General features: G+C 63.8%; 20 protein-coding genes and 1 riboswitch. Of the genes, 11 read left to right on the top strand and 9 right to left on the bottom strand.

The window, feature by feature from the left end:
- Positions 1–101 precede the first annotated feature (101 nt).
- Complete coding sequence (locus tag B5V03_RS07370; protein WP_129268625.1) at positions 102–281, top strand: hypothetical protein; 180 nt, start codon at positions 102–104, stop codon at positions 279–281.
- Positions 282–388: 107 nt separating this feature from the next.
- Here B5V03_RS07370 and B5V03_RS41375 read toward each other — a convergent pair whose 3' ends face one another.
- Complete coding sequence (locus B5V03_RS41375) at positions 389–565, bottom strand: hypothetical protein (protein WP_164987841.1); 177 nt, start codon at positions 563–565, stop codon at positions 389–391.
- 256 nt (positions 566–821) lie between these two features.
- Between B5V03_RS41375 and B5V03_RS41370 the strand changes: the two genes are divergently transcribed.
- From B5V03_RS41370 to B5V03_RS07350, 5 genes are all read left to right on the top strand, one after another.
- Positions 822–977, top strand: a complete 156-nt coding sequence (locus tag B5V03_RS41370; RefSeq protein ID WP_164987840.1) for a hypothetical protein — start codon at positions 822–824, stop codon at positions 975–977.
- Between the two features lie 932 nt (positions 978–1909).
- Positions 1910–2998, top strand: coding sequence for a recombinase RecA (gene recA / locus B5V03_RS07365; RefSeq protein ID WP_129268623.1), 1089 nt, complete (start codon positions 1910–1912; stop codon positions 2996–2998).
- Between the two features lie 104 nt (positions 2999–3102).
- Entirely contained in the window at positions 3103–4083 is a 981-nt protein-coding gene (locus tag B5V03_RS07360) for a hypothetical protein (RefSeq protein WP_129268621.1), read from the top strand.
- A 626-nt stretch (positions 4084–4709) separates the two neighbouring features.
- Positions 4710–5087, top strand: a complete 378-nt coding sequence (locus tag B5V03_RS42230) for a hypothetical protein (protein WP_245502181.1) — start codon at positions 4710–4712, stop codon at positions 5085–5087.
- 29 nt (positions 5088–5116) lie between these two features.
- Positions 5117–6091: a hypothetical protein gene (locus B5V03_RS07350; RefSeq protein ID WP_245502180.1), complete on the top strand. Its 975-nt coding sequence runs from the start codon at positions 5117–5119 to the stop codon at positions 6089–6091.
- A gap of 116 nt (positions 6092–6207) precedes the next feature.
- Here the strand turns inward: B5V03_RS07350 and gcvP are convergent, their stop codons facing one another.
- The 3 genes from gcvP to gcvT form a co-directional block, all read right to left on the bottom strand.
- Positions 6208–9072 (bottom strand): aminomethyl-transferring glycine dehydrogenase, encoded by a 2865-nt coding sequence (gene gcvP / locus B5V03_RS07345; protein ID WP_164987860.1) that lies wholly within the window; start codon positions 9070–9072, stop codon positions 6208–6210.
- A 156-nt stretch (positions 9073–9228) separates the two neighbouring features.
- Positions 9229–9597, bottom strand: coding sequence for a glycine cleavage system protein GcvH (gene gcvH, locus B5V03_RS07340; RefSeq protein WP_129268617.1), 369 nt, complete (start codon positions 9595–9597; stop codon positions 9229–9231).
- A 10-nt stretch (positions 9598–9607) separates the two neighbouring features.
- A complete protein-coding gene (gene gcvT, locus B5V03_RS07335) occupies positions 9608–10756 on the bottom strand; it encodes a glycine cleavage system aminomethyltransferase GcvT (protein ID WP_129268615.1) in 1149 nt (382 codons plus the stop codon).
- Positions 10757–10898: 142 nt separating this feature from the next.
- A riboswitch (glycine riboswitch) is annotated at positions 10899–10989 on the bottom strand.
- Between the two features lie 234 nt (positions 10990–11223).
- Between gcvT and alaS the strand changes: the two genes are divergently transcribed.
- Together alaS and B5V03_RS07325 are read left to right on the top strand one after the other, a co-directional pair.
- On the top strand, positions 11224–13902 hold the full coding sequence (gene alaS, locus B5V03_RS07330; RefSeq protein ID WP_164987839.1) for an alanine--tRNA ligase: 2679 nt from the start codon (positions 11224–11226) through the stop codon (positions 13900–13902).
- Positions 13903–13908: 6 nt separating this feature from the next.
- Entirely contained in the window at positions 13909–15135 is a 1227-nt protein-coding gene (locus B5V03_RS07325) for a cyclic nucleotide-gated ion channel (RefSeq protein ID WP_129268611.1), read from the top strand.
- Positions 15136–15139: 4 nt separating this feature from the next.
- Here B5V03_RS07325 and B5V03_RS07320 read toward each other — a convergent pair whose 3' ends face one another.
- Positions 15140–15646, bottom strand: a complete 507-nt coding sequence (locus B5V03_RS07320; protein WP_129268609.1) for a DUF3455 domain-containing protein — start codon at positions 15644–15646, stop codon at positions 15140–15142.
- 98 nt (positions 15647–15744) lie between these two features.
- On the bottom strand, positions 15745–16959 hold the full coding sequence (locus B5V03_RS07315; RefSeq protein ID WP_129268607.1) for an NADP-dependent isocitrate dehydrogenase: 1215 nt from the start codon (positions 16957–16959) through the stop codon (positions 15745–15747).
- A gap of 336 nt (positions 16960–17295) precedes the next feature.
- On the opposite strand from B5V03_RS07315, the gene B5V03_RS07310 reads away from it, so the two are divergent.
- Together B5V03_RS07310 and B5V03_RS07305 are read left to right on the top strand one after the other, a co-directional pair.
- Positions 17296–18495 (top strand): TrmJ/YjtD family RNA methyltransferase, encoded by a 1200-nt coding sequence (locus B5V03_RS07310; RefSeq protein ID WP_129268605.1) that lies wholly within the window; start codon positions 17296–17298, stop codon positions 18493–18495.
- Positions 18496–18711: 216 nt separating this feature from the next.
- On the top strand, positions 18712–20394 hold the full coding sequence (locus tag B5V03_RS07305; protein ID WP_245502179.1) for a tetratricopeptide repeat protein: 1683 nt from the start codon (positions 18712–18714) through the stop codon (positions 20392–20394).
- A gap of 116 nt (positions 20395–20510) precedes the next feature.
- On the opposite strand, the gene B5V03_RS07300 is transcribed toward B5V03_RS07305, so the two are convergent.
- Genes B5V03_RS07300 through mddA form a run of 3 tightly spaced genes read right to left on the bottom strand, consistent with a single transcriptional unit; the run spans position 20511 to position 23047 of the window.
- Positions 20511–21263, bottom strand: a complete 753-nt coding sequence (locus B5V03_RS07300) for a hypothetical protein (protein WP_129268603.1) — start codon at positions 21261–21263, stop codon at positions 20511–20513.
- Between the two features lie 27 nt (positions 21264–21290).
- Positions 21291–22268, bottom strand: a complete 978-nt coding sequence (locus tag B5V03_RS07295) for an NADPH:quinone oxidoreductase family protein (RefSeq protein WP_129268601.1) — start codon at positions 22266–22268, stop codon at positions 21291–21293.
- Positions 22265–23047 carry a methanethiol S-methyltransferase gene (mddA, locus tag B5V03_RS07290; protein ID WP_129268599.1) on the bottom strand — a complete coding sequence of 261 codons (783 nt, stop codon included), beginning with the start codon at positions 23045–23047 and terminating at the stop codon, positions 22265–22267. Before mddA ends, B5V03_RS07295 begins: the two co-directional genes overlap by 4 nt.
- Before the next feature lie 148 nt (positions 23048–23195).
- On the opposite strand from mddA, the gene B5V03_RS07285 reads away from it, so the two are divergent.
- Positions 23196–24758, top strand: coding sequence for an alpha/beta fold hydrolase (locus B5V03_RS07285; RefSeq protein ID WP_129268597.1), 1563 nt, complete (start codon positions 23196–23198; stop codon positions 24756–24758).
- The last annotated feature ends 32 nt before the right edge of the window (positions 24759–24790 follow it).

The raw sequence follows: 24790 nt of genomic DNA, 5'->3' as shown, positions 1-24790 counted from the left end.
AACGCGAATGCGGCGGCTGACCAGACGGCCTCACTTTTTGCGGAGGGCAGGGAGCGCGCCTGCTGCCATGCTATCGTTCCGTGCCGCATCGGAGATGAGCCATGGGCTATTGGCTATTCGTCATCATCACGACCGGATCGATCCCGCTCGCCGGCGCGATGGCCCGTGAGCGTAACAGGTCGTCGAAGGCATGGCTCTGGGCCGCCGTGGCCGTCGGCCCCCTGGCGCCACTGGCATTGCTGATCCTGGGTGACGCGAAGATCCCGTCCTCCGCCGGCTGATAAAGCGCGCTTGACCCGATCCAGACGTTCACAGCTTCCCGCGAGAACGCGCGATGTGAAAGAGGCCGCCCATCGAGGCGGGCCTCTCGATGTCTCCGGACCATGCCTTAGTGGCAGGGCCTGCCGCGCATCTGCGCGTACCGGCTATGGCAGCCATCGTGCAGCTGCCACCGCTTGGTGATCTTGAGCTTCGGAGCACACTCCGTGATCGGAGCCGCCGATGCCTGCGCCAGCGAGCCGGCGAAGATGGCGAGGGCCAGAGCGAATTTGAGAGCCGACTTCATGTCTCCTCCAGACGTTGTTCAAAATGGTTGATCTTTGTAGCGCTACGAATACGAGCGTTATAAATGGTAGCATTAAAATGCAAGCCCGGAATCGGAGAGCATGGACACGGCGCCTTTCCAGGACCCGGAAACAGGACGCCATTCTTCAAATCGGAGCAGGAGGCAGCCCAACTCCGGGTGATGCCCTAATTAGGACACCCGCAGAAGTAGATTGAGGCCGTTTGGCTTCGTCCGCCAATCCGCCGCAGAGGTACGCATGACCGACCAAGTGGAAGCAGAACGCGACTGCCCCGAGTGTGACGCGACGGGCCAGGTGAGAAGCATGACGCCGGTTCGCCTGGGCGAAAAGAATGACTTTCGCCCCTGCCCGAAATGCGGTGGATCGGGGAAAGTGAAAGAGGCCGCCAGCTGAGGCGGCCTTTTGCTCCAATTTAAACGGCCCCAAAGGGGGGCCGCCAACCCGGATACGGGTTTTCCTCCAGCAGTCGGGGGGCTACCTGTCTGGCTGGGGGCTCTAAACAGACGTCCCGCCAAGGCGATAGTTCCTACTTATCGCGCTGCGTTTCGGACCCAAAATCCAAAACGGGCCACTGCGAAATTCAACTTAGGCCACGAGGGGTTCAAACAGGCCAACTCCCAAATCGGTACTGTCCTAATTAGGACACGCAGAGATTCAGATTAGGACACTGGAGAATTCTTCCCTTGAAGCAGATCGGCTGGACCATTTTGATTTGCATCGTAGGGGGTGTGGCTTTCGTCTTGTTGACGACGCCAAATTGTTTCAATGGCACTGCGCGCCTGACGCTTACTGGCTGGGAATGCGTTCAGAGATAGGTCGCCCGTCACCGCACCCGCAGAGGGGGATTAGGACACCGTCTCACATCCGCCGCAAACTTCTGATAATCAGAATATACCGCGGCGGAGGGGCACCTGGCGGTCCGAACCGGGGCTGCACTCGAACCCTGCCCATTGAAGGCATCGCGGATTGCATTCTCCCAAGCAATGAACGTGTACTGATCGCCCTTGTGGTTGATCTCATGGCGCTCAACGCGCTTTTGCTTCTTGCAATCGGCGTTCTTCTAGCGGAACGCCCCGACACTTATTTGCTACACCCATAACGGGTTAATCCAAACCGCGCATGAACAGGTTGTGGCCGTCCTAGAACAAATTAGGACGCTCCCGAATTCAGCTTAGGACACCGGGGGTTAAATGCGGACAGTACCCCCAAATCCAAAAGAACATATTGCGAACCTAGAACAAATAGAGTACGGTACTTTTATCGACGACCCGCCGCGCCAATCGTTTGTCCCCCTAGCGAATCCTCGCCATAAGGAGCACGACCCAATGTCCACCACTGCCCTGCGTATCGTCGAAGGATCTTCCATGGACAAGAGTAAAGCTCTCGCCGCCGCGCTCTCCCAGATCGAGCGGCAGTTCGGCAAGGGCTCGGTGATGAAGCTCGGCAAGAACGACCGCTCGATGGATGTCGAGGCGGTCTCCTCGGGCTCGCTGGGGCTTGATATTGCGCTCGGCATCGGCGGCCTGCCGAAGGGGCGCGTCGTCGAAATCTACGGGCCGGAATCCTCGGGCAAGACCACGCTGGCGCTGCACACGGTGGCGGAAGCGCAGAAGAAGGGCGGCATCTGTGCCTTCATCGACGCCGAGCACGCGCTCGACCCGGTCTATGCCCGCAAGCTGGGCGTCAATATCGACGAGCTCCTGATCTCGCAGCCCGACACCGGCGAGCAGGCGCTGGAGATTTGCGACACGCTGGTGCGCTCGGGGGCGGTGGACGTGCTGGTGGTCGATTCGGTCGCCGCACTGGTGCCGAAGGCCGAGCTCGAGGGCGAGATGGGCGATGCGCTGCCGGGTCTGCAGGCGCGTCTGATGAGCCAGGCGCTGCGCAAGCTGACGGCCTCCATCAACAAGTCCAACACCATGGTGATCTTCATCAACCAGATCCGCATGAAGATCGGTGTGATGTACGGCTCGCCCGAGACCACCACCGGCGGCAATGCGCTGAAATTCTACGCCTCCGTCCGCCTCGACATCCGCCGCATCGGCGCGATCAAGGAGCGCGACGAAGTGGTCGGCAACACCACGCGCGTCAAGGTCGTCAAGAACAAGCTGGCGCCGCCCTTCAAGCAGGTCGAGTTCGACATCATGTACGGCGAGGGCGTCTCCAAGATGGGCGAGATCCTCGATCTCGGCGTCAAGGCCGGCATCGTCGAAAAATCCGGCGCCTGGTTCTCCTATGACAGCCAGCGTCTCGGCCAGGGCCGCGAGAACTCGAAAGCGTTCCTGAAGGCCAATCCCGACATCACCGCCAAGATCGAGACCTCGATCCGCCAGAACTCCGGCCTGATCGCCGAGCAGATTCTCGCAGGCACCCCCGAGCGTGACGCCGACGGCGAGGAGCCGGGCGACGAGTAAGACTTAGCCGAATCAATTTTCGCGAGGAGCGGGCGCTGAGGACGTTGAGTTGCCGACGTCTTCGGTGCCCGTTTCGTTTTGCGTTGGAGTAGTCGGGTGGTGCGATGAAGCGTCTGATCCTGACAGGCTGGGGCGGCGGGAGTGAGCTAACTCGATCGGGGTTGGCCGAGATCGTTATACCGTTCCATTTTAGATTCGAGTGGGGGCCCCTCCCGCGGGCGGAAAAGCTCTCAGCTTATTTCGCTGCCTACACCACGGATCTGGGCCCGGCCGATCACTGGTCGGATTGGGTCCGCTGGCCACGGGGTGCCAAGGGCCGCAAATTGTCGCTGGCCGAATTTTGCGAGCCCTATGACGAGATCGAACTCTGGTTCGCAGCGACTCCCCGAGACCAACTGCAACTCGTCTGGTTGCTCGATCACCTCAGCAGTTGTCCTGCGCTGGGGCAGAAACTCGGGCTGCGGGTGCTGGACTCCGACCTGATGTTCAGTCCCGATTATGATTTCGCTAAGGCCGAGCCTCATATTCCCGTCGCGGCCGTCGGTGCGGAGGAGTTCGAGATTGCCAAATTGGCGTGGTCGGCCTACCGCGCCCCGACCCCGGAGGCCTGCATCGATCTGCTTCACCGGGATCTGAGTGCCTTGCTGATGCTGCGGCCGGCGTTGCTCGAGCTTCTGGCAGAACTTCCGTCTCCATTGACAGGACTCGGTGCGACCGAGATGCGATTTCTGGAGATGCTCGACTGGTATGCGAACACGAATGCGTTGTTCCATCTCCGCTCGCTGCGGCGGACGGATGTGTTCGGCGAGTCCGAACTGGGATATTTGCTCGAAGGCCTTGCGCTCGGCCCCAAGCCAGCTGTGGCCGGGCTGGGCGACGAATTGCGCACCATCGACATCGACGATCTCGGAGCCCGGCACAGGGTTTATCTCCGCAGCCGGTTGTCGCTGACCGAGTTTGGCAAGGCCGTCCTGGCCCATCGGGAAGACTTCAGTGGCTACAATCCGATCGACCGCTGGTGGGGCGGCACGCATCTGACCAACGATCGACTGTGGCGCTACAGTTCCGTGCTGACGAAACCTTGAGGCTCCGAGCATGACGCGGCTCATTGTCACGACAGACTCCTCCATCGCCGGCGCTATCCAACAGGCGAGACTCGCCGACCTCGTGATCGCGATCGAGCGCCGGCTCGTGTGGGGACGATTGCCGTCCGATGCTGAGCTCGACGCGTTCTTTGCGTCGCGCACGACGCAGCCTCGAGGGCTTCATTGGCTCGACGATACGCCGTCCCGGCGTCTCGAGGAATCGGGTGCGGGGAATCGAGGATTCGTTGAACTGCTTGAGGAATACGACACTGTCGAGTTTTGGCGAGGGCCGGAGCCGAATGCGCAATTGATCCTGCTCTGGCTGCTCGATCATTGGCGCCGCCGACACGATGCGAATCCCGACTTTGTTGTCCGCTCTCTGTCCTTGGGCGTCAGGGACGTCGACCCACCGCGAGAGGAATCCTACCCGCCGGTTGTCGAGATCACACCTCGCCAACTCAAATCGGCCAGCCGTGCATGGCGGGCCTATTGTGCCAACCCCGGAAAGCTGGCGCGATCTCTTCAAGACGGATTTGAGCTGGCTACCGCAACTTGCACATCACGTGACGGCTCTTCTCAAAGAGCTACCGCGCCCGGCTTCGGGCCTTGGCGCTACGGAGCTGCGGATGCTCCAGCTGATCGCGCGAGGCGGCCTGCAGCCTTTCGATGTCTTTCCGGGACGTCAGAAGCACGAGGAGCTGCATGTCTACGGATATTGGGAAGTTGGCGCATTGCTTGATGGGCTCGCCCGGTGCGACAGGCCAGCGGTCGCCGGACTGGATGAAGGCCCGTTTTCCCTGGAGATGCACAACGATCCCGTCCGTTTCGATCGGTACAAGCGATCGCAATTGTCGCTGACCGAGTTCGGCAAGGCGGTGCTGGAAGGCGACCAGAATTTTCGCCGGCACAACCGGATTGATCGCTGGTGGGGCGGTACTCACCTGACCAATGAGCGGCTCTGGCGGTGGGACGGCGAGACCCGCGCCCTTGTCGCGCCCGAATGATTATTGCGTATCAATTTTGAGAGGCAATCGTGTCCCATTTAATTTTGGCAACGAACGATCGGGCGGAGAGCACGCTTCGCCAGACGCGCCTCGCGAATGTCGTGCTCGGACTCTATCCACGCTTCGTCTGGAGGAAATTGCCTTCCGAGGAGCGGCCTTTGATGGGGCTGGAGCGCCGATCAGCAAAGCACTGCAATCCGGGCGATCACTGGCTCGACGACGTCTGTCCCGCTTCGCTGAACGGTTTTGGCACGCGCGATATCGGTTTGTTCGAACTGTGTGCGAAGTTCGACTCGATCGAAATATGGGTCGACCCGCTGCCCAATGATCAACTCGTGCTGGTGTGGCTGCTCGACCTGCTTCGCCCCTACAAGGAGATCACGACGAAACTGAGCCTGGTGCATACGGACGACAAGGTTGCCAACTATGCCCCGGAGTCTGTCGCAAAATGGAAGCTGCCGACCTTCAAGGTGATCGACGACCATGTGGTGGCCGCAAGCCGCGCCTGGCGAGCCTACCGGGCTGAAACACCGGAATCCTGTTTCGATCTGCTGATGACGGATCTGGCGATCCTGCCGAGACTTCGATCGGCGCTGATTGCGGTGCTCGAAGAGCTTCCGGACAGCGTGACAGGACTCGGTGCCAGCGAAATGGATCTGCTGGATTTTGTGAACGACGGGCACACCGACCCGAGGCGCGTCTGCGAGGCGAGCTGGCTTCGCGATGTGTTCGACGAAAACGACGCGAGAGATGCCTTGCTCGAACTGGCGGAATATTCGTCGCCGCCGGTGCTGTTGGGCGATCCGTTGTTCGACAATGAGGATCGCTACTTCGGCAGGAGCGAGTGGAAGGTCACGCTGACTGAACTCGGTCGTTCGCTTTTGGCCCGCGAAGACGACATGTGGCGCCATAATCCGATCAATCGTTGGTGGGGCGGTACTGAGCTCACCAATGAGCGACTCTGGCGGTGGGATCGCGAGACGCGCTCGTTGGTTGCGCCTTAAGCAGGACCGTAGGGTGGATTAGCCGAAGGCGTAATCCACCCTGGTTCGTCTCTGCGGAAGCTGAAGTGGTAGGTTACACCTTCGGCTAACCCACCCTACGAAACCTCCGTTGTGTCTTACTCCGCGGCTTCCGCGTAATCGCTGACCGGCGGGCAGGAGCACACCAGGTTGCGGTCGCCGTAGACATTGTCGACGCGGCCGACGGGGCTCCAGTATTTGTCGGTGCGCGAGGTGCCCGCGGGGAAGCAGCCTTCGCTGCGCGTATAGGCACGATTCCACGCATCATCGGCGATGTCGTGCACGGTGTGCGGGGCGTTGCGCAGCGGGGATGCTTCAATCTTGAAGCGGCCGGCCTCGACCTCGGCGATCTCCTTGCGGATCGCGATCATGGCATCGCAAAAACGATCCAGCTCCGCTTTCGATTCCGATTCGGTCGGCTCGATCATCAGCGTGCCCGGCACCGGGAAGCTCATGGTGGGCGCGTGGAAGCCGTAGTCGATCAGGCGCTTTGCGATGTCGTCGACAGTGACGCCGGAGGTCGTCTTGAGCGGACGGGGATCGACGATGCACTCATGCGCGACGCGCCCCCTGGCGTTCTTGTAGAGCACCGGAAAATGCGCATCGAGCCGTGCCGCGATGTAGTTGGCGTTGAGAATCGCAATCTCGGTCGCGCGCTTCAGCCCTTCGCCGCCCATCATCAGGATGTAGATGTAGGAGATGGTCAGGATCGAGGCTGAGCCGAACGGCGCGGCGGAAACCGGGCCGATCGTGGCGTCCGCGTTGGCCGCGGGGTGGCCGGGCAGGAACGGCGCGAGATGTGCCTTGACGCCAATCGGGCCCATGCCGGGGCCGCCGCCGCCATGCGGGATGCAGAAGGTCTTGTGCAGGTTGAGATGGCTGACATCGGCGCCGTAATCACCGGGCCTGGACAGGCCGACCTGCGCATTGAGGTTGGCGCCGTCGAGATACACCTGGCCGCCATGGCCATGCACGATGTCGCAGATCTCGCGAATGTGCTCCTCGAACACGCCGTGGGTCGAGGGATAGGTGATCATGACCGCGGCGAGATCGTTGGAATGCTTCTCGGCCTTGGCGCGGAGATCGTTGACGTCGACGTCGCCGTTGGCCTCGCAGGCGACCACCACCACGTCCATGCCGACCATCGCGGCCGAGGCCGGATTGGTGCCGTGGGCGGAGGAGGGGATCAGGCAGATTTTTCGGTGCGTCTCGCCACGCGCGGCATGATAGCCGCGGATCGCGAGCAGCCCGGCATATTCGCCCTGCGCGCCCGAGTTCGGCTGCAGCGAGATCGCGTCATAGCCGGTGATGTCGCATAGCCATTTTTCCAGCCGTGCGAACAGCGCGTGGTAACCCTTGGCCTGCTCGCGCGGGGCGAACGGGTGCAGGCTGCCGAATTCCGGCCAGGTCAGCGGCATCATCTCGGTGGTCGCGTTCAGCTTCATGGTGCAGGAGCCGAGGGGGATCATCGCGCGGTCGAGCGCGAGGTCGCGGTCGCTGAGCTTGCGCATGTAGCGCAGCATCTCGGTCTCCGAGCGATGCGCGTGGAACACCGGGTGAGTCAGGAAGGCGGTCCCGCGCTTCAGCGCCTCCGGCAGCGCCTCGCGCGTGGTGGCGTCGATCTCGGCATAGGCGAGCGTGCCGCCGAACGCGCGCCAGACGGCTTCGACCGTCGCGGCCGTCGTGGTTTCGTCGAGCGCGATGCGCAGGGCCGTGTCACCGATGCCAAGATTGATCTTTTCGGCGGCGGCGCGCGAGATGATCTCGGCTCGCTTGGCGCCGGCATCGACGCTGAGCGTGTCGAAGAAGTTTTCGCAATTCAACGCAAAGCCGAGCTTGCGCAAGCCCGCCGCCAGCACGGCGGCGCGGCGATGCACGTTGCGCGCGATCTGCGAAAGTCCTTCGGGGCCGTGATAGACCGCATACATCGAGGCGATCACGGCGAGCAGCACCTGCGCGGTGCAGATGTTGGAGGTCGCCTTCTCGCGGCGGATGTGCTGCTCGCGGGTCTGCAGCGCGAGGCGATAGGCCGGCATCCCGCGCGAATCCACGGAGAGGCCAACGATGCGGCCGGGCAGCGAGCGTTTTAGCGCATCGCGCACCGCCATATAGGCTGCGTGCGGTCCGCCATAACCCATCGGCACGCCAAAGCGCTGCGCCGAACCGATTGCGATGTCGGCGCCGAGCTCGCCCGGCGAGGCGAGCAGCGTCAACGCGAGCAAGTCAGCCGCGATGATCGCGAGCGCGCCCTTGGCCTTCAGCGTGGCGATCGCGGGCCGGAGATCGCGCACTGCGCCCGAAGTTCCAGGATATTGCAGCAGCGCGCCGAGCACGTCACACGTCGCGAGATCGGTGAGGGGATCGCCGACGATCAAATTCCAGCCCAAGGGTTCGGCGCGGGTGCGCATCACAGCCAGCGTCTGCGGATGCACGTCCTTGTCGACGAAGAAGGCCTTTGCTTCGACCCGCGAGTGGCGCTCGGCGAGTGCCATGGCTTCGGCCGCGGCGGTCGCTTCATCCAGCAGCGAGGCGTTGGCGACGTCGAGCCCGGTGAGGTCGCAGATCATGGTCTGGAAGTTGAGCAGCGCCTCCAGCCGGCCCTGGCTGATCTCGGGCTGGTAGGGCGTGTAGGCCGTGTACCAGGCCGGGTTTTCCAGAATGTTGCGCTGGATCACCGCGGGCAGGATGGTGCCGGAATAGCCTTGGCCGATCAGGGAGGTGAAGACCTGATTCTCTCGCGCGAGCTCGGCCATATGCGCGATCGCCTCGGTCTCGCTCAAGGGCTTGCCGAGATCGAGCGGGACGGCCTGCCGGATCGAGGCCGGCAGCGTCTCCGCCATCAGCGCATCGACGCTCTTGGCGCCGACGGCCTCGAGCATGGCGGTGACATCGCGGGCCGACGGGCCGATGTGACGGCGAACGAAAGTGGCGGTGTCGCCGGTGGATTTGCGGTGCGCGGTCATCATGGGTCCTCGCTTTAGAAGTTGCTGTCATGCCCCGCGAAGGCGGGGCATCCAGTAAACGCAGGCGGCAGTGCTTTAACCGAGAAGCCGCGGCGTACTGGATCGCCCGCTTTCGCGGACGATGACACCGAATATGGAGCGGCTGCTTGCTTCATCTCACGCCGTGTGGGCCTTGTAGGCGGCTTCATCCATGAGGCCGCCGAGCTCGCTCTTGTCGGCGATCTTGATCTTGAAGAACCACGCCTTGCCTTGCGCGTCCGAGTTCACCAGCGCGGGCTCGCTGGCGAGCTCGGCATTGGTCTCGAGCACCTCGCCGGTCACGGGCGCGTAGACGTCGGAGGCGGCCTTCACCGATTCCACGACGGCGGCGGCCTCGGCCTTCTTCAGCGTGCGGCCGATCTTGGGAAGCTCGACGAACACGACATCGCCGAGCTGGGACTGCGCGTAGTCGGTGATGCCGACGGTAGCGACATCGCCGTCGATCGCGAGCCATTCATGGTCGGAGGTGTACAGCGTCGTGGTCATTGTCTTGTCCTCAGCGTTTGTAGGTGTTTTTCACGAAGGGCATGGCGGCGATGGTGAGCGGCAGACGTTGCCCGCGCACCTCGGCGAAGATTTTCGTATCGAGCGCGCTCAGGGCCGTCGGCACATAGCCCATCGCCACCGGCGCATTCAGGCTCGGGCCGAAACCGCCCGAGGTGACCTTGCCGATCGGCTCGCCCGCGGCCGCGTCCGCAAACAGCAGCGCGCCCTCGCGCACCGGGGCGCGGCCCTGGGCGAGCAGGCCGACGCGGCGGCGGCTCGCGCCGTGATCGAAATGTGCGAGAATCTTCTCGGCGCCGGGAAAGCCGCCGGCGCGGGCGCCACCGCTGCGGCGGCTCTTCTGCACCGACCATTCCAGCGCGGCTTCGACCGGCGTGGTCGCGGTGTCGATGTCGTGGCCGTAGAGGCAGAGCCCGGCTTCCAGCCGCAGGCTGTCGCGGGCCCCTAAGCCGATCGGCATCACGTTGGGGTTTTCCAGCAGCGCTTTTGCAAGCCGCTCGGCATCGGCGGCGGGGACCGAAATTTCAAAGCCGTCCTCGCCGGTGTAGCCCGAGCGCGAGACGAAGCAGGCGAGGCCGGCGACTTTGTGCGGGCCGGCATCCATGAAGGTCATGGACGGCGCCTCTGCACATAATTTCGCCAGCGCCGATTCCGCTTTCGGGCCCTGCAGCGCGATCAGCGCGCGGTCGGAGAGCTGCTCGATGACGCAGTCGTCGGAGAGATTCGCGCGCAGATGCGCCTCGTCCTCGTCCTTGCAGGCGGCGTTGACAACCAGGAACAAATGATCGCCGAAATTGGCGACCATGAGATCGTCGAGAATCCCGCCATCTTCATTGGTGAACTGGGCGTAGCGCTGCCGGCCCGGTGCAATCGCCACGATATCCTGCGGCACCAGCCGTTCCAGCGCGCGGGCGGCGTCCTCAACCTTGCCCGACTTCGGCCGAAGCGCGAGCTGGCCCATATGGGAGACGTCGAACAGGCCGGCGGCGCTGCGGGTCTGAAGGTGCTCCTTCAGCACGCCGGCTGGATATTGCACGGGCATGTCATAGCCCGCGAACGGCACCATCTTGCCGCCGAGCGACACATGCAGCCCGTGGAGGGGCGTCTTTTTCAGGGAATCTTGGTCGTCGCGCACTGGCATTACGGGGCCCTCGGCGGTTCCCCGGGAACGATTCCCGTGGACACCAGTCGAAGCCCCATCTGTCGCTGTGCCTGAGAGTATTATCCCGTCGGCGGACGCAGTCCGGGCCTAAGCCCGTCGGCGCCTCTTTCCAGATGCTGTCAAAGCCACGCGGTCCTTTTGCCTGAGAGTTTCCGGGGCGGTTGCTCCTTCGGCGCCGGCTACCAGTTGCCGGTCTCTCCCGACGTGGCCGTACGATACAGATGGGTACAGACCACAGGCCGGCCAAGCCTGTCAACGCGGCCTTTGTGGCTTTCCAAAGGGATTGCAACGGGATTGCGCGCCTGCGGCAACCCACTGATCCGTCTGCACAGTTTCTGGACAGCGAAGCTGGCCTTGTCTAAAAGCGCTGTGGCCCGCAGATATCAGCCCAAATGTCAGGTTTGGATGGCTGGGAAGCGGGTCCAAGCACACCCGATTGGATGAACATGAGCGGCGTCAACGAAATCAGGTCGACCTTTCTGAACTTCTTTGCCGAGAACGGCCACGAGATCGTGTCGTCCTCGCCCTTGGTGCCGCGCAACGATCCGACGTTGATGTTCACCAATGCCGGCATGGTGCAGTTCAAGAATGTCTTCACCGGCGTCGAGAAGCGGCCCTATCAGCGCGCCACCACGTCGCAGAAATGCGTGCGCGCCGGCGGCAAGCACAACGACCTCGACAATGTCGGCTACACCGCGCGCCATCTCACCTTCTTCGAGATGCTCGGCAACTTCTCGTTCGGCGACTATTTCAAGGAGCGCGCGATCGAGCTGGCCTGGAAGCTCATCACCAAGGAATACGGGCTGAAGAAGGACAAGCTGCTCGTCACCGTCTATCACACCGACGACGAGGCGGCCGGGCTCTGGAAGAAGATCGCGGGCTTCTCCGACGACCGGATCATCCGCATCCCGACCTCCGACAACTTTTGGGCGATGGGCGACACCGGCCCGTGCGGCCCGTGCTCGGAGATTTTCATCGATCGTGGCGACCATATCTGGGGTGGCCCTCCCGGTTCACCCGAGGAGGACGGCGACCGCTTCCTCGAGTTCTGGAACCTGGTGTTCATGCAATACGAGCAGGTGACGAAGGAGGAGCGCGTGGATCTGCCGCGTCCCTCGATCGACACCGGCATGGGGCTGGAGCGCATGGCCAGCGTCATGCAGGGCGTGGACAGCGTGTTCGAGACCGATCTGTTTCGTCACCTGATCGACGCGACCGCGTCCGCGCTCGGCAGCGGGCCGAACGAAGAGACCGTGGCCTCGTTCCGCGTCATCGCCGACCATTTACGCTCCTCGGCTTTCCTGGTCGCCGACGGCGTGCTGCCGTCGAACGAGGGCCGCGGCTACGTGCTGCGCCGGATCATGCGCCGCGCGATGCGTCATGCGCAGCTGCTCGGTGCGAAAGAGCCGCTGATGCATCGCCTGGTGTGGGCGCTGGTCCGCGAGATGGGCCAGGCCTATCCGGATTTGATGCGCGCCGAGAATCTGATCGAGGAAACGCTGCGGCTGGAAGAGACCCGCTTCCGCAAGACGCTGGTGCGTGGCCTCTCCATTCTCGATGAGAAGAGCGCGTCCTTGAAGAAGGGCGACATGTTCGACGGCGACGTCGCCTTCACGCTGTACGACACTTATGGCTTCCCGCTGGATCTGACGCAGGACGCGCTGAAGTCGCGCGGCATCGGCGTGGATCAGTCCGCCTTCACCGACGCGATGGAGCGCCAGAAGGCCAAGGCGCGCGAGTCCTGGAAGGGGTCTGGCGAGGCGGCCTCCGAAGCGATCTGGTTCCCGCTACGCGAAAAACTCGGGGCCACCGAATTCCTCGGCTACGAGACCGAGAGCGCTGAAGGCGTCGTGTCCGCGCTGGTGAAGGACGGCAAGGAAGCCACCAGCCTCAAGGCCGGCGAGACCGGTGCGATCGTGCTGAACCAGACGCCGTTCTACGCGGAATCAGGCGGCCAGGTCGGCGACACCGGCGTGCTGACGGGCGAGGGCGGGATCAAATTCCGCGTCACCGAGACGCAGAAGAAGCTCGGCGATTTCTTCGTTCACGTCGGCACCGTCGAGAGCGGCGAGCTGAAGCTCGGCACCGCGCTGCAGCTCGAAGTGGATCATGCGCGGCGCTCCTCGATCCGCGCGCATCATTCGGCGACGCATCTCATTCATGAAGCGCTGCGCCAGGTGCTCGGCGATCACATCGCCCAGCGCGGCTCGATGGTCGCGCCGGATCGCCTGCGCTTCGACTTCGTGCATCCGAAGCCGATCACGCCGGAGGAGCTTGCCCGCGTCGAGGACATCGCCAACGACGTGGTGCTGGAGAACGACGAGGTCACGACCCGCGTCATGGGCGTCGACGAAGCCCGCGAGGCCGGCGCGCGCGCCCTGTTCGGCGAGAAATACGGCGACGAGGTCCGCGTCGTCTCGATGGGCCGGACCGCGCGTGAGCGCGGCGCCAATGCGCTCGGCTGGTCGGTCGAGCTCTGCGGCGGCACGCATGTGCGGCGCACCGGCGATATCGGCCTGATCACGCTGACCGGCGAGAGCGCTGTCGCCTCCGGCGTCCGCCGCATCGAGGCGCTGACCGGCAATTATGCGCGCAAGCACGCCAACGAGACCATGGCGCTGGCGAAGACGGCGGCCAACGAGCTGCGCACCTCCATCGACGACGTTCCCGCGCGCATCACCGCGCTGATGGACGAGCGCAAGAAGCTCGAGCGCGAGCTCTCCGACGCCCGCAAGAAGCTGGCGATGGGCGGTGGCGCGGCGGCCAGCAATGGCGCGTCCACCGGCGTGCGCGAAATCGGCGACGTCAAGCTGATGGCGCGTGCGGTCGAAGGCATCGAGATGAAGGATCTCAAGAGCCTTGCCGACGACGGCAAGAAGCAGATCGGCTCCGGCGTCGTTGCCATCGTCGGCGTCACCGAGGACGGCAAGGCCGGCGTCGTGGTCGGCGTCACCGCGGACCTCACCGCGCGCTTCAATGCGGTCAATCTGGTGAAGATTGCTTCCGAAGCGCTCGGCGGCAAGGGCGGCGGCGGCCGGCCCGACATGGCGCAGGCCGGCGGCCCCGATGGTGCCAAGGCGGCTGATGCGCTCGCGGCGATCGAAAAAGCGATGGGGGCTGCGTAAACGGCCGTGGGCCTCGTTCCGCGAGGGCATGGCTCAGCCGATCCCGATCTGAGGGATCGCCTCTACGAATTGCTGGAGCACGATCCCTTGGCCTATTCGGCCGGATCGCGCTTCATCCAGCTGATCATTGGCGTCATCGTGCTCAACGTCGCCGCGATGATTTTGGCCTCGGTGCCGGAGCTGGACGCGCAGTTCGGCGCGCTGTTCTCAGGCATCACCATCCTGTCCGTGATCGTGTTCGCGCTCGAATATGCGGCGCGTCTCTGGACGGTCGCCGGCCACACGCCGCGAAAAGGCACGGCGCTCGCCGACCGGCTCGGCTATGCCTTCTCCGCGCTTGGGATCATCGACCTCCTGGCGTTCCTGCCCGCGGCAATCGTGCTCGCCACGGGGCGGCACGCGACGCTGGCAGCGCTCGGCGTGCTGCCGTTCTTCAAGCTCATTCGTTATTCACCGGCGATGCGCTCGCTGCTGGCGGCCGTGCATGCCGAGCGGCGGGCGCTGATCGGCTGCATCGTCATCCTGTTCGGTGTGGTGCTGACATTTGCCTCGTTGCTCTACGCGATCGAGCGCGACGTGCAGCCGAGCAAGCTCGGCACCATTCCGGATGCGATGTGGTGGGCGATCGTGACGCTCGGCACCGTCGGCTATGGCGACGTGGTGCCGGTGACGGCGCTCGGAAAATTCATCTCGGTGTTCGCGATCATCTCGGGCTTCGCCATGATCGCGCTGCCGGTCGCGATCATCTCCACAGGGTTCGCGGAAGAGGTGAGGCGGCGCGACTTCGTGGTGACCTGGGGCATGCTGGCGCGGGTGCCGCTGTTCTCGCATCTCGCGGCCGCGGAGATTGCCGACATCATGCGGCTCTTGCGCGCGCGAACGATCGAGCAGGGCGAGATCTTGGTGCGGCGGGGCGATGCGGCCTCGTCGATGTATTTCATCACCGCCGGCGAGGTCGAGATCGCGCTGCCGAGCCAGCAGGTGCGGCTCACCGACGGCACTTTTTTCGGCGAGATCGCGCTGCTGCACAAGACAAAACGCAGCGGCACGGTGACGGCGATGCGCAAGACCCGGCTCCTGCTGCTCGACGCCCAGGATTTTCACGCCTTGATCGCGCGCATGCCGACGCTCGCCGCCCATGTCCACGAGACCGCGAAGGCGCGGCTGGAGGAGACCGGCGATCTCGCGGCCGCTGAGCTGGCGCAGGCCGAGCGCGAAGGCACCGACCGCTGAGCGATCAGCCCTTCTTCAGGAAAACATACTCTGCCGAGTAGGGCGCGCTCTTGAATTCGCCGGCCTTGTCGCAAGAACCCTCGAGCTTGCCGCCATGGGTGTTGATGCGCTGGACCGTGGTGACAGGCGTCAGCACGCCGCTGCCGCGGCGGGAGGCGACCTCCAGCTTGAGCCAGGCGATATCGGCGGGCGTTGCGCCCGGCGCGTTGCCGATGGCCTTGCCGACCACGGCGCTGCTGTCGGCGAGCTCCCAGTTCGGGCCGGCATAGTGGCGGCCGACGGTCTTGCCTTCGGACAAGAGCGTCGCGATCGGTTCGCGGAAGGCCCAGGCGAGCTTGCCGTCGGTGCCGGCCTTGCATTCATAAACCTGCGCGCCCTCGGCGTGGACGCTGAGCACGAGGCTCTCGCCGGGTGCGGCGATGGCCTCGGGCAGCGTCTCTGCGGCCGAGGCGGGTCCGGCCATGGCCGCGAGCAGCAGCAGGGAGGGGACGGCGAACTTGATGATGGACATGGAGGGGCTCCGCACAGTGGCATCAAAATGAATGGGCCGCGCCTGCGCGCGGCCCATAATGATGTCTAACCCCGGTCAGGCCAAAATAATGCGCAGGCTTACGCCGCCAACGCTTTCGTGAGATTCTCCGAGACCTTGTCGAGGAAGCCGGTAGTCGAGAGCCAGCGCTGGTCGGCACCGACCAGGAGCGCGAGGTCCTTGGTCATGTAGCCTTCCTCGACGGTGTCGACGCAGACTTTCTCCAGGGTGCTCGCGAACTTGGCGAGCTCGGCATTGTTGTCGAGCTTGGCGCGGTGGGCGAGGCCACGGGTCCAGGCGAAGATCGACGCGATCGAGTTGGTCGAGGTCTCCTTGCCCTTCTGGTGCTCGCGGTAGTGGCGGGTCACGGTGCCGTGGGCGGCCTCGGCCTCGACGGTCTTGCCGTCGGGGGTGAGCAGCACCGAGGTCATCAGGCCGAGCGAGCCGTAGCCCTGCGCGACGGTGTCGGACTGCACGTCGCCGTCGTAGTTCTTGCAGGCCCAGACATAGCCGCCGGACCATTTCAGCGCCGAGGCCACCATGTCGTCGATCAGGCGGTGCTCGTAGGTCAGGCCCTTGGCGTCGAATTCCTTCTTGAACTCGCGCTCGTAGACGTCCTGGAAGATGTCCTTGAAGCGGCCGTCATAGACCTTCATGATCGTGTTCTTGGTCGAGAGATAGACCGGATAATTGCGCAGCAGGCCGTAGTTCAGCGAGGCGCGGGCGAAGTCGATGATGGAATCGTCGAGATTGTACATCTGCATGGCGACGCCGGCGCCCGGGGTCTTGAACACTTCCTTCTCGATCACGGTGCCGTCCTCGCCGACGAACTTCATCGTCAGCGTGCCCTTGCCCGGGAACTTGATGTCGGTGGCGCGGTACTGGTCGCCATAGGCGTGGCGGCCGATGATGATCGGCTTGGTCCAGCCGGGAACCAGACGCGGCACGTTTTTGCAGATGATCGGCTCGCGGAAGATCACGCCGCCGAGGATGTTGCGGATGGTGCCGTTCGGCGACTTCCACATCTGCTTGAGGTTGAACTCCTTCACCCGGGCCTCGTCCGGGGTGATGGTGGCGCACTTGACGCCCACGCCGACCTTCTTGATGGCTTCGGCGGCATCGATCGTGACCTGATCGTTGGTCTCGTCGCGGTATTCCATGCCCAGGTCGAAATAGAGCAGCTCGACATCGAGGTAGGGGTTGATCAGCTTGTCCTTGATGTACTGCCAGATGATCCGGGTCATCTCGTCGCCATCGAGTTCGACGACGGGTTGGGACACCTTGATTTTTGCCATGATCGGAGAAGCCTCTTGGGAACGGCGCCCGGGGGCGCAAACGGGAATATAAGCGGCGTCATAGCACCTGACCGCGGCGGGCGAAAGCCAAGTGATTATGCACTTTTAGCTCATCCAGCTTCCACAGATGGGGGGCGGGCTGGCGCCTGGCCGCAGGGGTGGGGTGAAGTTTCAGGCGAGATTCAAAAACCGAATCCAACCCGTTATTTCCCTTGAGAATTTCGTCAGGACAGGCAAACGACAGGCAGACGGGGCGAGCCGGCTGGCGGCCGGCTTGAATCAATTCCTGAGACGGCCTCTGCAAGGCCTTGAGAACCAGAGTGAAAGCGAAACCAGATGTCGGGGACTGACAAGAGCAAAGCGGGCCTTTCCCTCGACGGTCCCATCGTGATCCTGGTCGAGCCGCAGCTTGGCGAGAACATCGGCATGGCCGCACGCGCCATGGGCAATTTTGCGCTCGGCGCCTTGCGCATCGTCAATCCCCGCGACGGCTGGCCCAACATCGCGGCACAGCGGGCCGCCGCCGGCGCCGACCACATTCTGGAAAAGGTCGAATTGTTCGGCACGGTCGGTGAGGCCGTCGCCGATCTCGACCTGCTGTTTGCGACCACGGCTCGTCCCCATGATCAGGCCAAGCCGGTGGTCGGGCCTGAGGCCGCAGCCAGCGAGATCGCTGGGCATGTCGCGACCGGCGGCAAGGCCGGCATCCTGTTCGGCCGCGAGCGCTGGGGCCTGACCAACGAGGAGGTCGGGCTTTCCAACCGCATCATCACCTTCCCGGTCAATCCGGGCTTTGCCTCGCTCAACCTCGCCCAGGCCGTGCTGCTGGTCGGCTACGAATGGTTCAAGCGGGCGACCTCGGGCGAGCTGCCGCACGCGATGCCGGAGCGTTCCGAGCGCGCCTCGCAGCACCAGATGCAGGCCTTCTTCGACAACCTCATCCGCGAGCTCGACCGGGTCGAATTCTTGCGCCCGGCCGAGAAGCGCGACACCATGCTGGTCAATTTGCGCAACATCTTTAGCCGGATGGAGCCGACCAAGCAGGACATGCACACGCTGCACGGCGTGGTGATGGCGATCGCGGAAGGGCGCAAGGGCCCGGCCAAGGGCGGCGTGCTCGATGGCGAGCAGGCCACGCGCCTGCGCGCGCTGCTGGCCGAGCACGGACAGGGAGGTGGAGCGCCCGACAGTGGCTCGACCGTGCGCGGCCTCGCCCGCCTGCTCCGACGCAACCCGACCGATGCCGAGCGCCTGCTCTGGCAAGCCCTCACGCGTGATCGCCGTTTCGCAGGAGGGTTCAAGCGCCAGACCCCGGTCGGCCGCCATATCCCCGACTTTGTCTCGTTCCCGCACCGGATCGCGATCGAGCTGGTCAACCCGGGTGAGGGCGAGACCATCGCTGCTGATCGGGCGTCGCGGAGGGCCTGGCTGGAAGCGCGGGATTATCGGGTGCTCGACATTCGCGCGGCGGATGTGGAGCGGGATATCGAGGCGGAGCTGGTGCGGCTTGCAGCGATGATCGAGCAGGGCGCGTAGGTCTCGTCAGGCAAAGGTCTCGTAGGATGGGCAAAGCGAAGCGTGCCCACCATCTCGATCGAAGAGGCCGAGACAGGGGGGCACGGCGCTGCGCGCCTTTGCCGCCCCTACGAGACCGTCATCCGCGCCCGAGCTGCACGTCGCGCCGCAACCGAGGGCTGTGCGGGAGCGCAATCGGTTGCTATGACAGTTCCCAGGAATTGAGTTGGGGACTGCATGTTTGGAATCACGGGCCGCACACTTGTCTGTGCGGCAGCAGGCGTGAGTGCGTTGGCGCTGACGAACTTGCTCGAAGTATCGGCTGCGCGCGCGGAAATGCCTTTGACCGCGAAGTGCAATGCGGTCGGAAATTTCAGCGTTGATGATCGCATCGCGGGTTGCACCGCTATTATCCAGGCGGCAACGGGCATGCAGCAAGGTGCGATCATGGCGCGCTTCCGCCGCGCCATGTTCTACCGCCAGAAGGGCGAGGTCGGCCTAGCGGTCGCGGACTACAACCAGATCATCGAGCGCGATCCGGGCAATCTGAACGCCCGTATCGCGAGGGCGTCTGCGTTCCTCCAAAAGCAAGAGCCCGAAACCGCGCTGCTAGATTACGCCAAGGTGATCGAGCTCGATCCGAAGAGTACCTATGCATATGTAGGACGTGCTCACGTCTATTCGGCGAGACGCGACTTCGTCCGGGCCATCGCCGACTATGATCAGGTTCTCCTGATCCATCCGGAGAATGTCATCGCGTATGTCGAACGAGGCCTCACTTACGTCCGCAAGGGAGATCCGGACCGGGCCATGGTCGACTGTGATCGGGCGGTTGAGATCAGCCCCCAAACCGGCGGTGGCCAGTTGTGTCGCGGACGAGTTTACTTCGCTAAGGGTAACAGAGAGCGTGCATTGGCCGAGCTCGATCAAACAATGCAGATCAGGCCAAAGAACGAGAATTTCTACTACTTCCGAGCCGAATCCTTTTCTCAGCTGGGCGAACTCGACCGCGCTATCGCAGACTATGACCGGATCATCGAGCTGAACCCACAAAGCCGATCTGCCTACGGCTGCCGCGGTGTCGCCTATGCTCGAAAAGGCGATTATAATCGCGCCATTGCCGACTACAACCAAGTGCTTCAGCTGGCACATCAGGGTCAAGGAAACCCCGGCGATCGGCAGGCTCAGATTCAAGGTCAGGATGGTGACACCATTTCCGCGTCCGTCGCTGGTGAATCAATTGTACTCGCTTCAGGGGATGGCCCTGTGCTTCGCGCTCGGGGAGCGGCCTACCACGCGAAAGGGGAGCTTGACCGCGCTGTCGCAGACTATGATGAGGCGATCCGTCTTAATCCCAAAGACAAGGATGCTCTCGGGCTCCGCGCTAACGCGTACAAGGCAAAGGGGGACTTCGGCCGCTCGCTTGCGGACTACGATCAACTCGTGCAACTCGATCCCAAGGATGCCCGCGCCTACTTTCATCGTGCGCGGGTTTATTGGCAGCAAGCTTCATTCGACAAATCGTTGACCGATCTGGATCAGGCGATCCAGCTTGATCCAAAAGGCGCCTATCCGGTCTTATGGCGCGAGATTGTTGGAAAGCGCAGTGACCAACCGAGCCGATTGAACGAGGCTGCAAAGCAGCTCGACGCGACGAAATGGCCGGCGCCGATCGTCAATCTCTTTCTTGGCACGATGACTCCGGAGCAGGTGCTCAGCGCTGCCGAAGACCTCGACCCGGTGAAGAGAAAGGGGCAGGTCTGCGAGGCCAATTTCTATATCGCCGAGCGCGCACTACAGGGCGGCTCCAGGGAAGAGGCGTTGAAGCTGTTCGAGCAGGCGGCAGCCGATTGCCCGAAGACCTTTATCGAGAAACCGGCCGCCGACGTCGAACTTGCCGCGTTTCGAGCGAGCCGCTGATTGCGATTGGGGACGGTCTCGTCGGGCGGGCAAAGCAAAGCGTGCCCACCATTTCTATCAACTAAGCTGAAGTGGTGGGCACGGCGCTATGCGCCTTTGCCCACCATACCTGACCTTCATCCGCGCCCAAGCTGCACGTCGCGGTCGACTGCAATCCATGTCGTCTTCGCGACCGCCAGCAACTTCCCGGCTTCATCCTGCAGCGCGGCCTCCGCAGTGCGCTTGCGGCCGTCGCGGCCGGTGGGCCACGCCGTGATGATGCAGCGGTCGCCGGGGCGCGGGCGGGACTCGATCCGGGCTGACATGCGGCCGAGCAGGAGCGGCGCCTGATCGAAGCCATCGCTCTCTTGATTGTAGTTGCAGGCATAGCCGGTGGGACAATCGAGCGCCGACCAGAGAAATTCGGGGGCGACCAGGCCGTCCTCGGCGGCGAGATTCGAATCCGGCGTCCAGCTCGCCGCGAGAACGGCGTTCTGCGAATGACGGCCGAGCGGTCCGGCGAAAATGCGCAGGCCGTCGCCTTTCGCCCGCGCGGGACCGCACACGAAACAGGTCGGCAGGGGATGCTCGTTCGGCTTCACCGGCGTCAGTAATTCGGCGGCGCAGGCCTCCTCGAAGCTCGCTGTCTCCACGCGCGCAAGTTCGACGCTTGCCGCTCGCCCCGTCGCGACGACCTTGGCGCCATCGCGAAGCTCCCATGTGCCGCTGTCCGCCGCGATCGTATCGAGCGGCGTGTCCAGCGGAGGCGGCGCGCGCAGTGTCACCTCCGCAGCCCCGGGAATGTGACGGGCGAGCCGGCCGCAGACGTAACCGCCGTTGCCGGAGTTCGGGGGACCGCAATAGCGCTTGTCGATGATGATCTGTGTCATCGGTTCTTTCTTCGTCGTTGACGCACCTTACCTGATCTTGAGCACAATTCGTCCCTGAACCGTCCGGTTGGCCAGCGCGCGCATGGCGTCCCCGACCTCCTCCAAAGGGAGGACGCGGTCGATATGCGGCCGGATTTTTCCTTCGGCCAGCAATTGCACCAGCGTATCGTTCATGCTGGCGGCCTCCGCGGAAAATTTCTCCGCCCAGGCGCCGGCAAAGACCCCGAGGATGGAATAGTTCTTCAACAGCGGCAGGTTCATCGGGATTGACGGAATCTCACCGCCGGTAAAGCCGATAGGCATCAGCCGTCCGGCCCACTTCATCAGACGTGCCATGTGCTCGAAGATCGCGCCGCCGACATTGTCGAAACCGACATCGATGCCGTCACCGCCGGTGATCGACTTGATGCGGTCGCGCAGGTCCTCGCTCCGATAGTTGATGACCTCGCGGGCGCCGTAATCGCGCACCAGGGCAGCCTTGTCGTCGGAGCCGACGCCAGCGACGACGTGCAGGCCGAGATGGCGGCCAAGATCGACCGCGGCGAGGCCGACACCACCAGCGGCGCCCGTGACGAACAGCGTTTCGCCGCGTTGCGCCCGTGCCCGCTCGACCAGCGCATAATAGGCCGTGCCGTAATTGTGCAGCACCGTTGCCGCCGCTTCGAACGCGACGCCCTCAGGAAGCCGCACGCACTTCGATTCCTTCGCTGTCATCCGTTCGGCGTAGCCGCCGGTCCAGGCGCTGCACGCCACGCGATCGCCGGGAGCGAATCTGGTGACCTTGTTGCCAACGGCGACGACGACGCCCGATGCTTCGGTACCGGGCACGAAGGGCGTCGGCGGCCGCATCTGGTAGAGGCCCGAGACCAGCAACTGGTCCATGAAGCTCACGGACGCCGCATGGACATCGATCAGAATCTCGTCGCCCGCCGGCTTCGGCTCGACGATCTCACCGAGGCGTAAATCTTCTGGTCCGGTAAACGAATTGCACAACACGGCTCTCATCGTGACTCTCCGACAGACCGGTGATCATCGGCTTGGCGGCGCACGAACAGACCCGGCACCAGCATGGGAACGCGCTGGCGATATTGCTGATATGTCGCGCCGAACGCGGCGATCAGATCGCGCTCTTCGAACTGGAGCGCGACCAGGATGTAGGCGGTGTTTGCGAGCGCAAACAGCAAATGCCCTGATGTCATCACGGGCGTGGCCCAGAACGCGAGAAGGAAGCCCAGCATGATCGGATGCCGCACGATCTTGTAGAGCAGCGGCGTCCGGAAGGATTGACCTAATATCTCGGCCCCGCGCAGCGTGGAGAAAGCCTGGCGCAGGCCGAACAGGTCGAAATGATCGATCATGTGGGTCGAGGCGAACGTGATCAGCCAGCCGAGCCAATGCGCAGCGGTCAGCAGCCAGGCCACAAATCCGTCCGTCTGCCAGATCACGGTCGGGATCGGACGCCACTGCCAGAACAGCAACAGGAGGATCAGGCTCGAGAGCAGAACATAGGTGCTGCGCTCGCAGGCTGCGGGAAGGAATCTGGCCGACCATCGTTTGAAACCGGTGCGCGCCATCACGCTGTGCTGGATAGCAAACAGGCTCATCAGCAGCAGATTGACGACGATGGCTTCGCCCAAATTCGTGGAGCTGCCGACGTCGATCGACCAGTCGATTGATTTGGGCACGACATAATTGCCGACGAAACCGAGCGCATAGAGAAATGAGACCGTGAACAGCGCGTAGCTCACGAGGGCGTAGAGCAGAATGAGAAGGCGCGAGACCATGTTTTTTCCTATTGTGCCCGGTACAGCGGTGCCGCATGCAGGAGCCTGAATTGCTCGCTGGCGAAGGACCCGATCTGGCCCGATGGCTACCGCGCGACCGTCCCCTGTACGTCCTCCGGGGACGCGGTGAGGGGAGGAAGGGGTGTCCATGACGGCTTTCTCGCTTGGGACGTTCGGGTTCCCCGAGGTCCACGCCGACGGCCGCCCCATCAAGCTGGCCCTGCGCAAGGGGCTCGCGCTGCTGGTCTATCTCGCGGAAGCCAAGGGCGCGGTCGCGCGAGAGGTGATCGCCACGCAGTTGTGGCCCGAGGCTGATCGCGAGACCGGCCTTGCCCGACTGCGGCGGTTGCTTCACCGCGTCGAGCTCGCGTTGGGCCAACCAGTTTTCGAGACCGACCGCACCAGCCTGCGATGGTCTCCGGCGGTCGAGCTGAGCGTCGACTCGCATCTGTTCGAGAGCGCCTGCGACCGCGGCGCGTTTGAAGGGGCCTGCCGGATTTATCGGGGCGACTTCCTGGCGGGCTTCGCTCTGGACGACTGTCGCGAATTCGACGATTGGGCGTTCTTTCGCAGGGAGGCGCTGCGGGGGCGGCTGGTGCACGCGCTGGAGCGTCTGGTGCAGGACAGGAGCGCCGCCGGCGATCATTTTGCCGCGACGACGCATGCGGGACGCTTGGTCGAGCTCGATCCGCTCAGCGAGGTCTATGGCCGCTACCTGATCCGCAGCCTGCTGCTGGCAGGCGACCGCAGCGCGGCCGAGCGGCACCATGCGGCGCTGACACAGCGGCTGCGCGACGAGCTTGGCGTCGCGCCGGAGGCCGAGACCGAGGCGCTGATGAGCCCTGCGGCGGCGCTGCGCGATGCCGCGCCCGTGACACGCTATGTGAAGGGCGCCGGCCTGCATTTGGCCTATCAGACCTACGGAAGCGGGCCGCTCGATATCCTGGTCATGCCCGGCTTCGTCTCGCATGTGGAGCGCGCCTGGGAGCATCCGGCGAGCCGGACGTTCCTGGCGTCGTTGATGAAGCTTGGCCGCCTGATCGTATTCGATCGCCGCGGCATCGGACTGTCCGACCGGGTTGGCTCAGCCCCTGACATCGACGTCACAGCGGAGGATATTGGCACTGTGCTGCGGGCGGCGGATTCGCGCCGCGTCGTGCTGTTCGGCGCGTCCGAATGCGGGCCGGCCTGCGTTAAATTCGCTGTCGATGAGCCGCGCCGCGTGGCCGGGCTCATTCTGTTCGGCGCATTGGCAAAAGGCTGCTGGTCCGAGGACTATCCGCACGCGCTGCGCGCGAGCCAGTATGACGCGTGGAGCAGGCATCTCGTTGCGCAATGGGGTGGTCCGGTCGGGATCGAGGCTTTTGCGCCGAGCCTTGCCAATGATCCCCAGGCGCGCGCGTGGTGGGCAGGACTGCTGCGTGCGGCGTCCAGTCCCGGCGGCATCGCGGCGGTGCTCCAGGCGTTTCGCGACGCCGATGTGCGCGATCTGCTGCCGCAAATTGCCGTGCCGACATTGGTGCTGCACCGTCGGGGCGACAAGGCCGTGCGGATCGCGGCCGGCCGCGATCTCGCGAGCCGGATCAGCGGTGCCGAGTTCGTCGAACTCGACGGCAGCGATCACTGGTTCTTTGCCGGGGATCAGGGGCCCGTGCTTGAGGCGATCAGGCAGTTTGTGGAGGGAGTGAAGGGCGAGGGAACGAAGCGATAGCGCCCGGTCTCGTAGGGTGGGCAAAGCGAAGC

It is taken from the genome of Bradyrhizobium betae (assembly GCF_004123905.1).
GTDB classification, from domain to species: domain Bacteria; phylum Pseudomonadota; class Alphaproteobacteria; order Rhizobiales; family Xanthobacteraceae; genus Bradyrhizobium; species Bradyrhizobium betae_A.
Note: the sequence above shows the minus strand (reverse complement) of the source record. Positions and strands in the feature narration are given on the sequence as shown.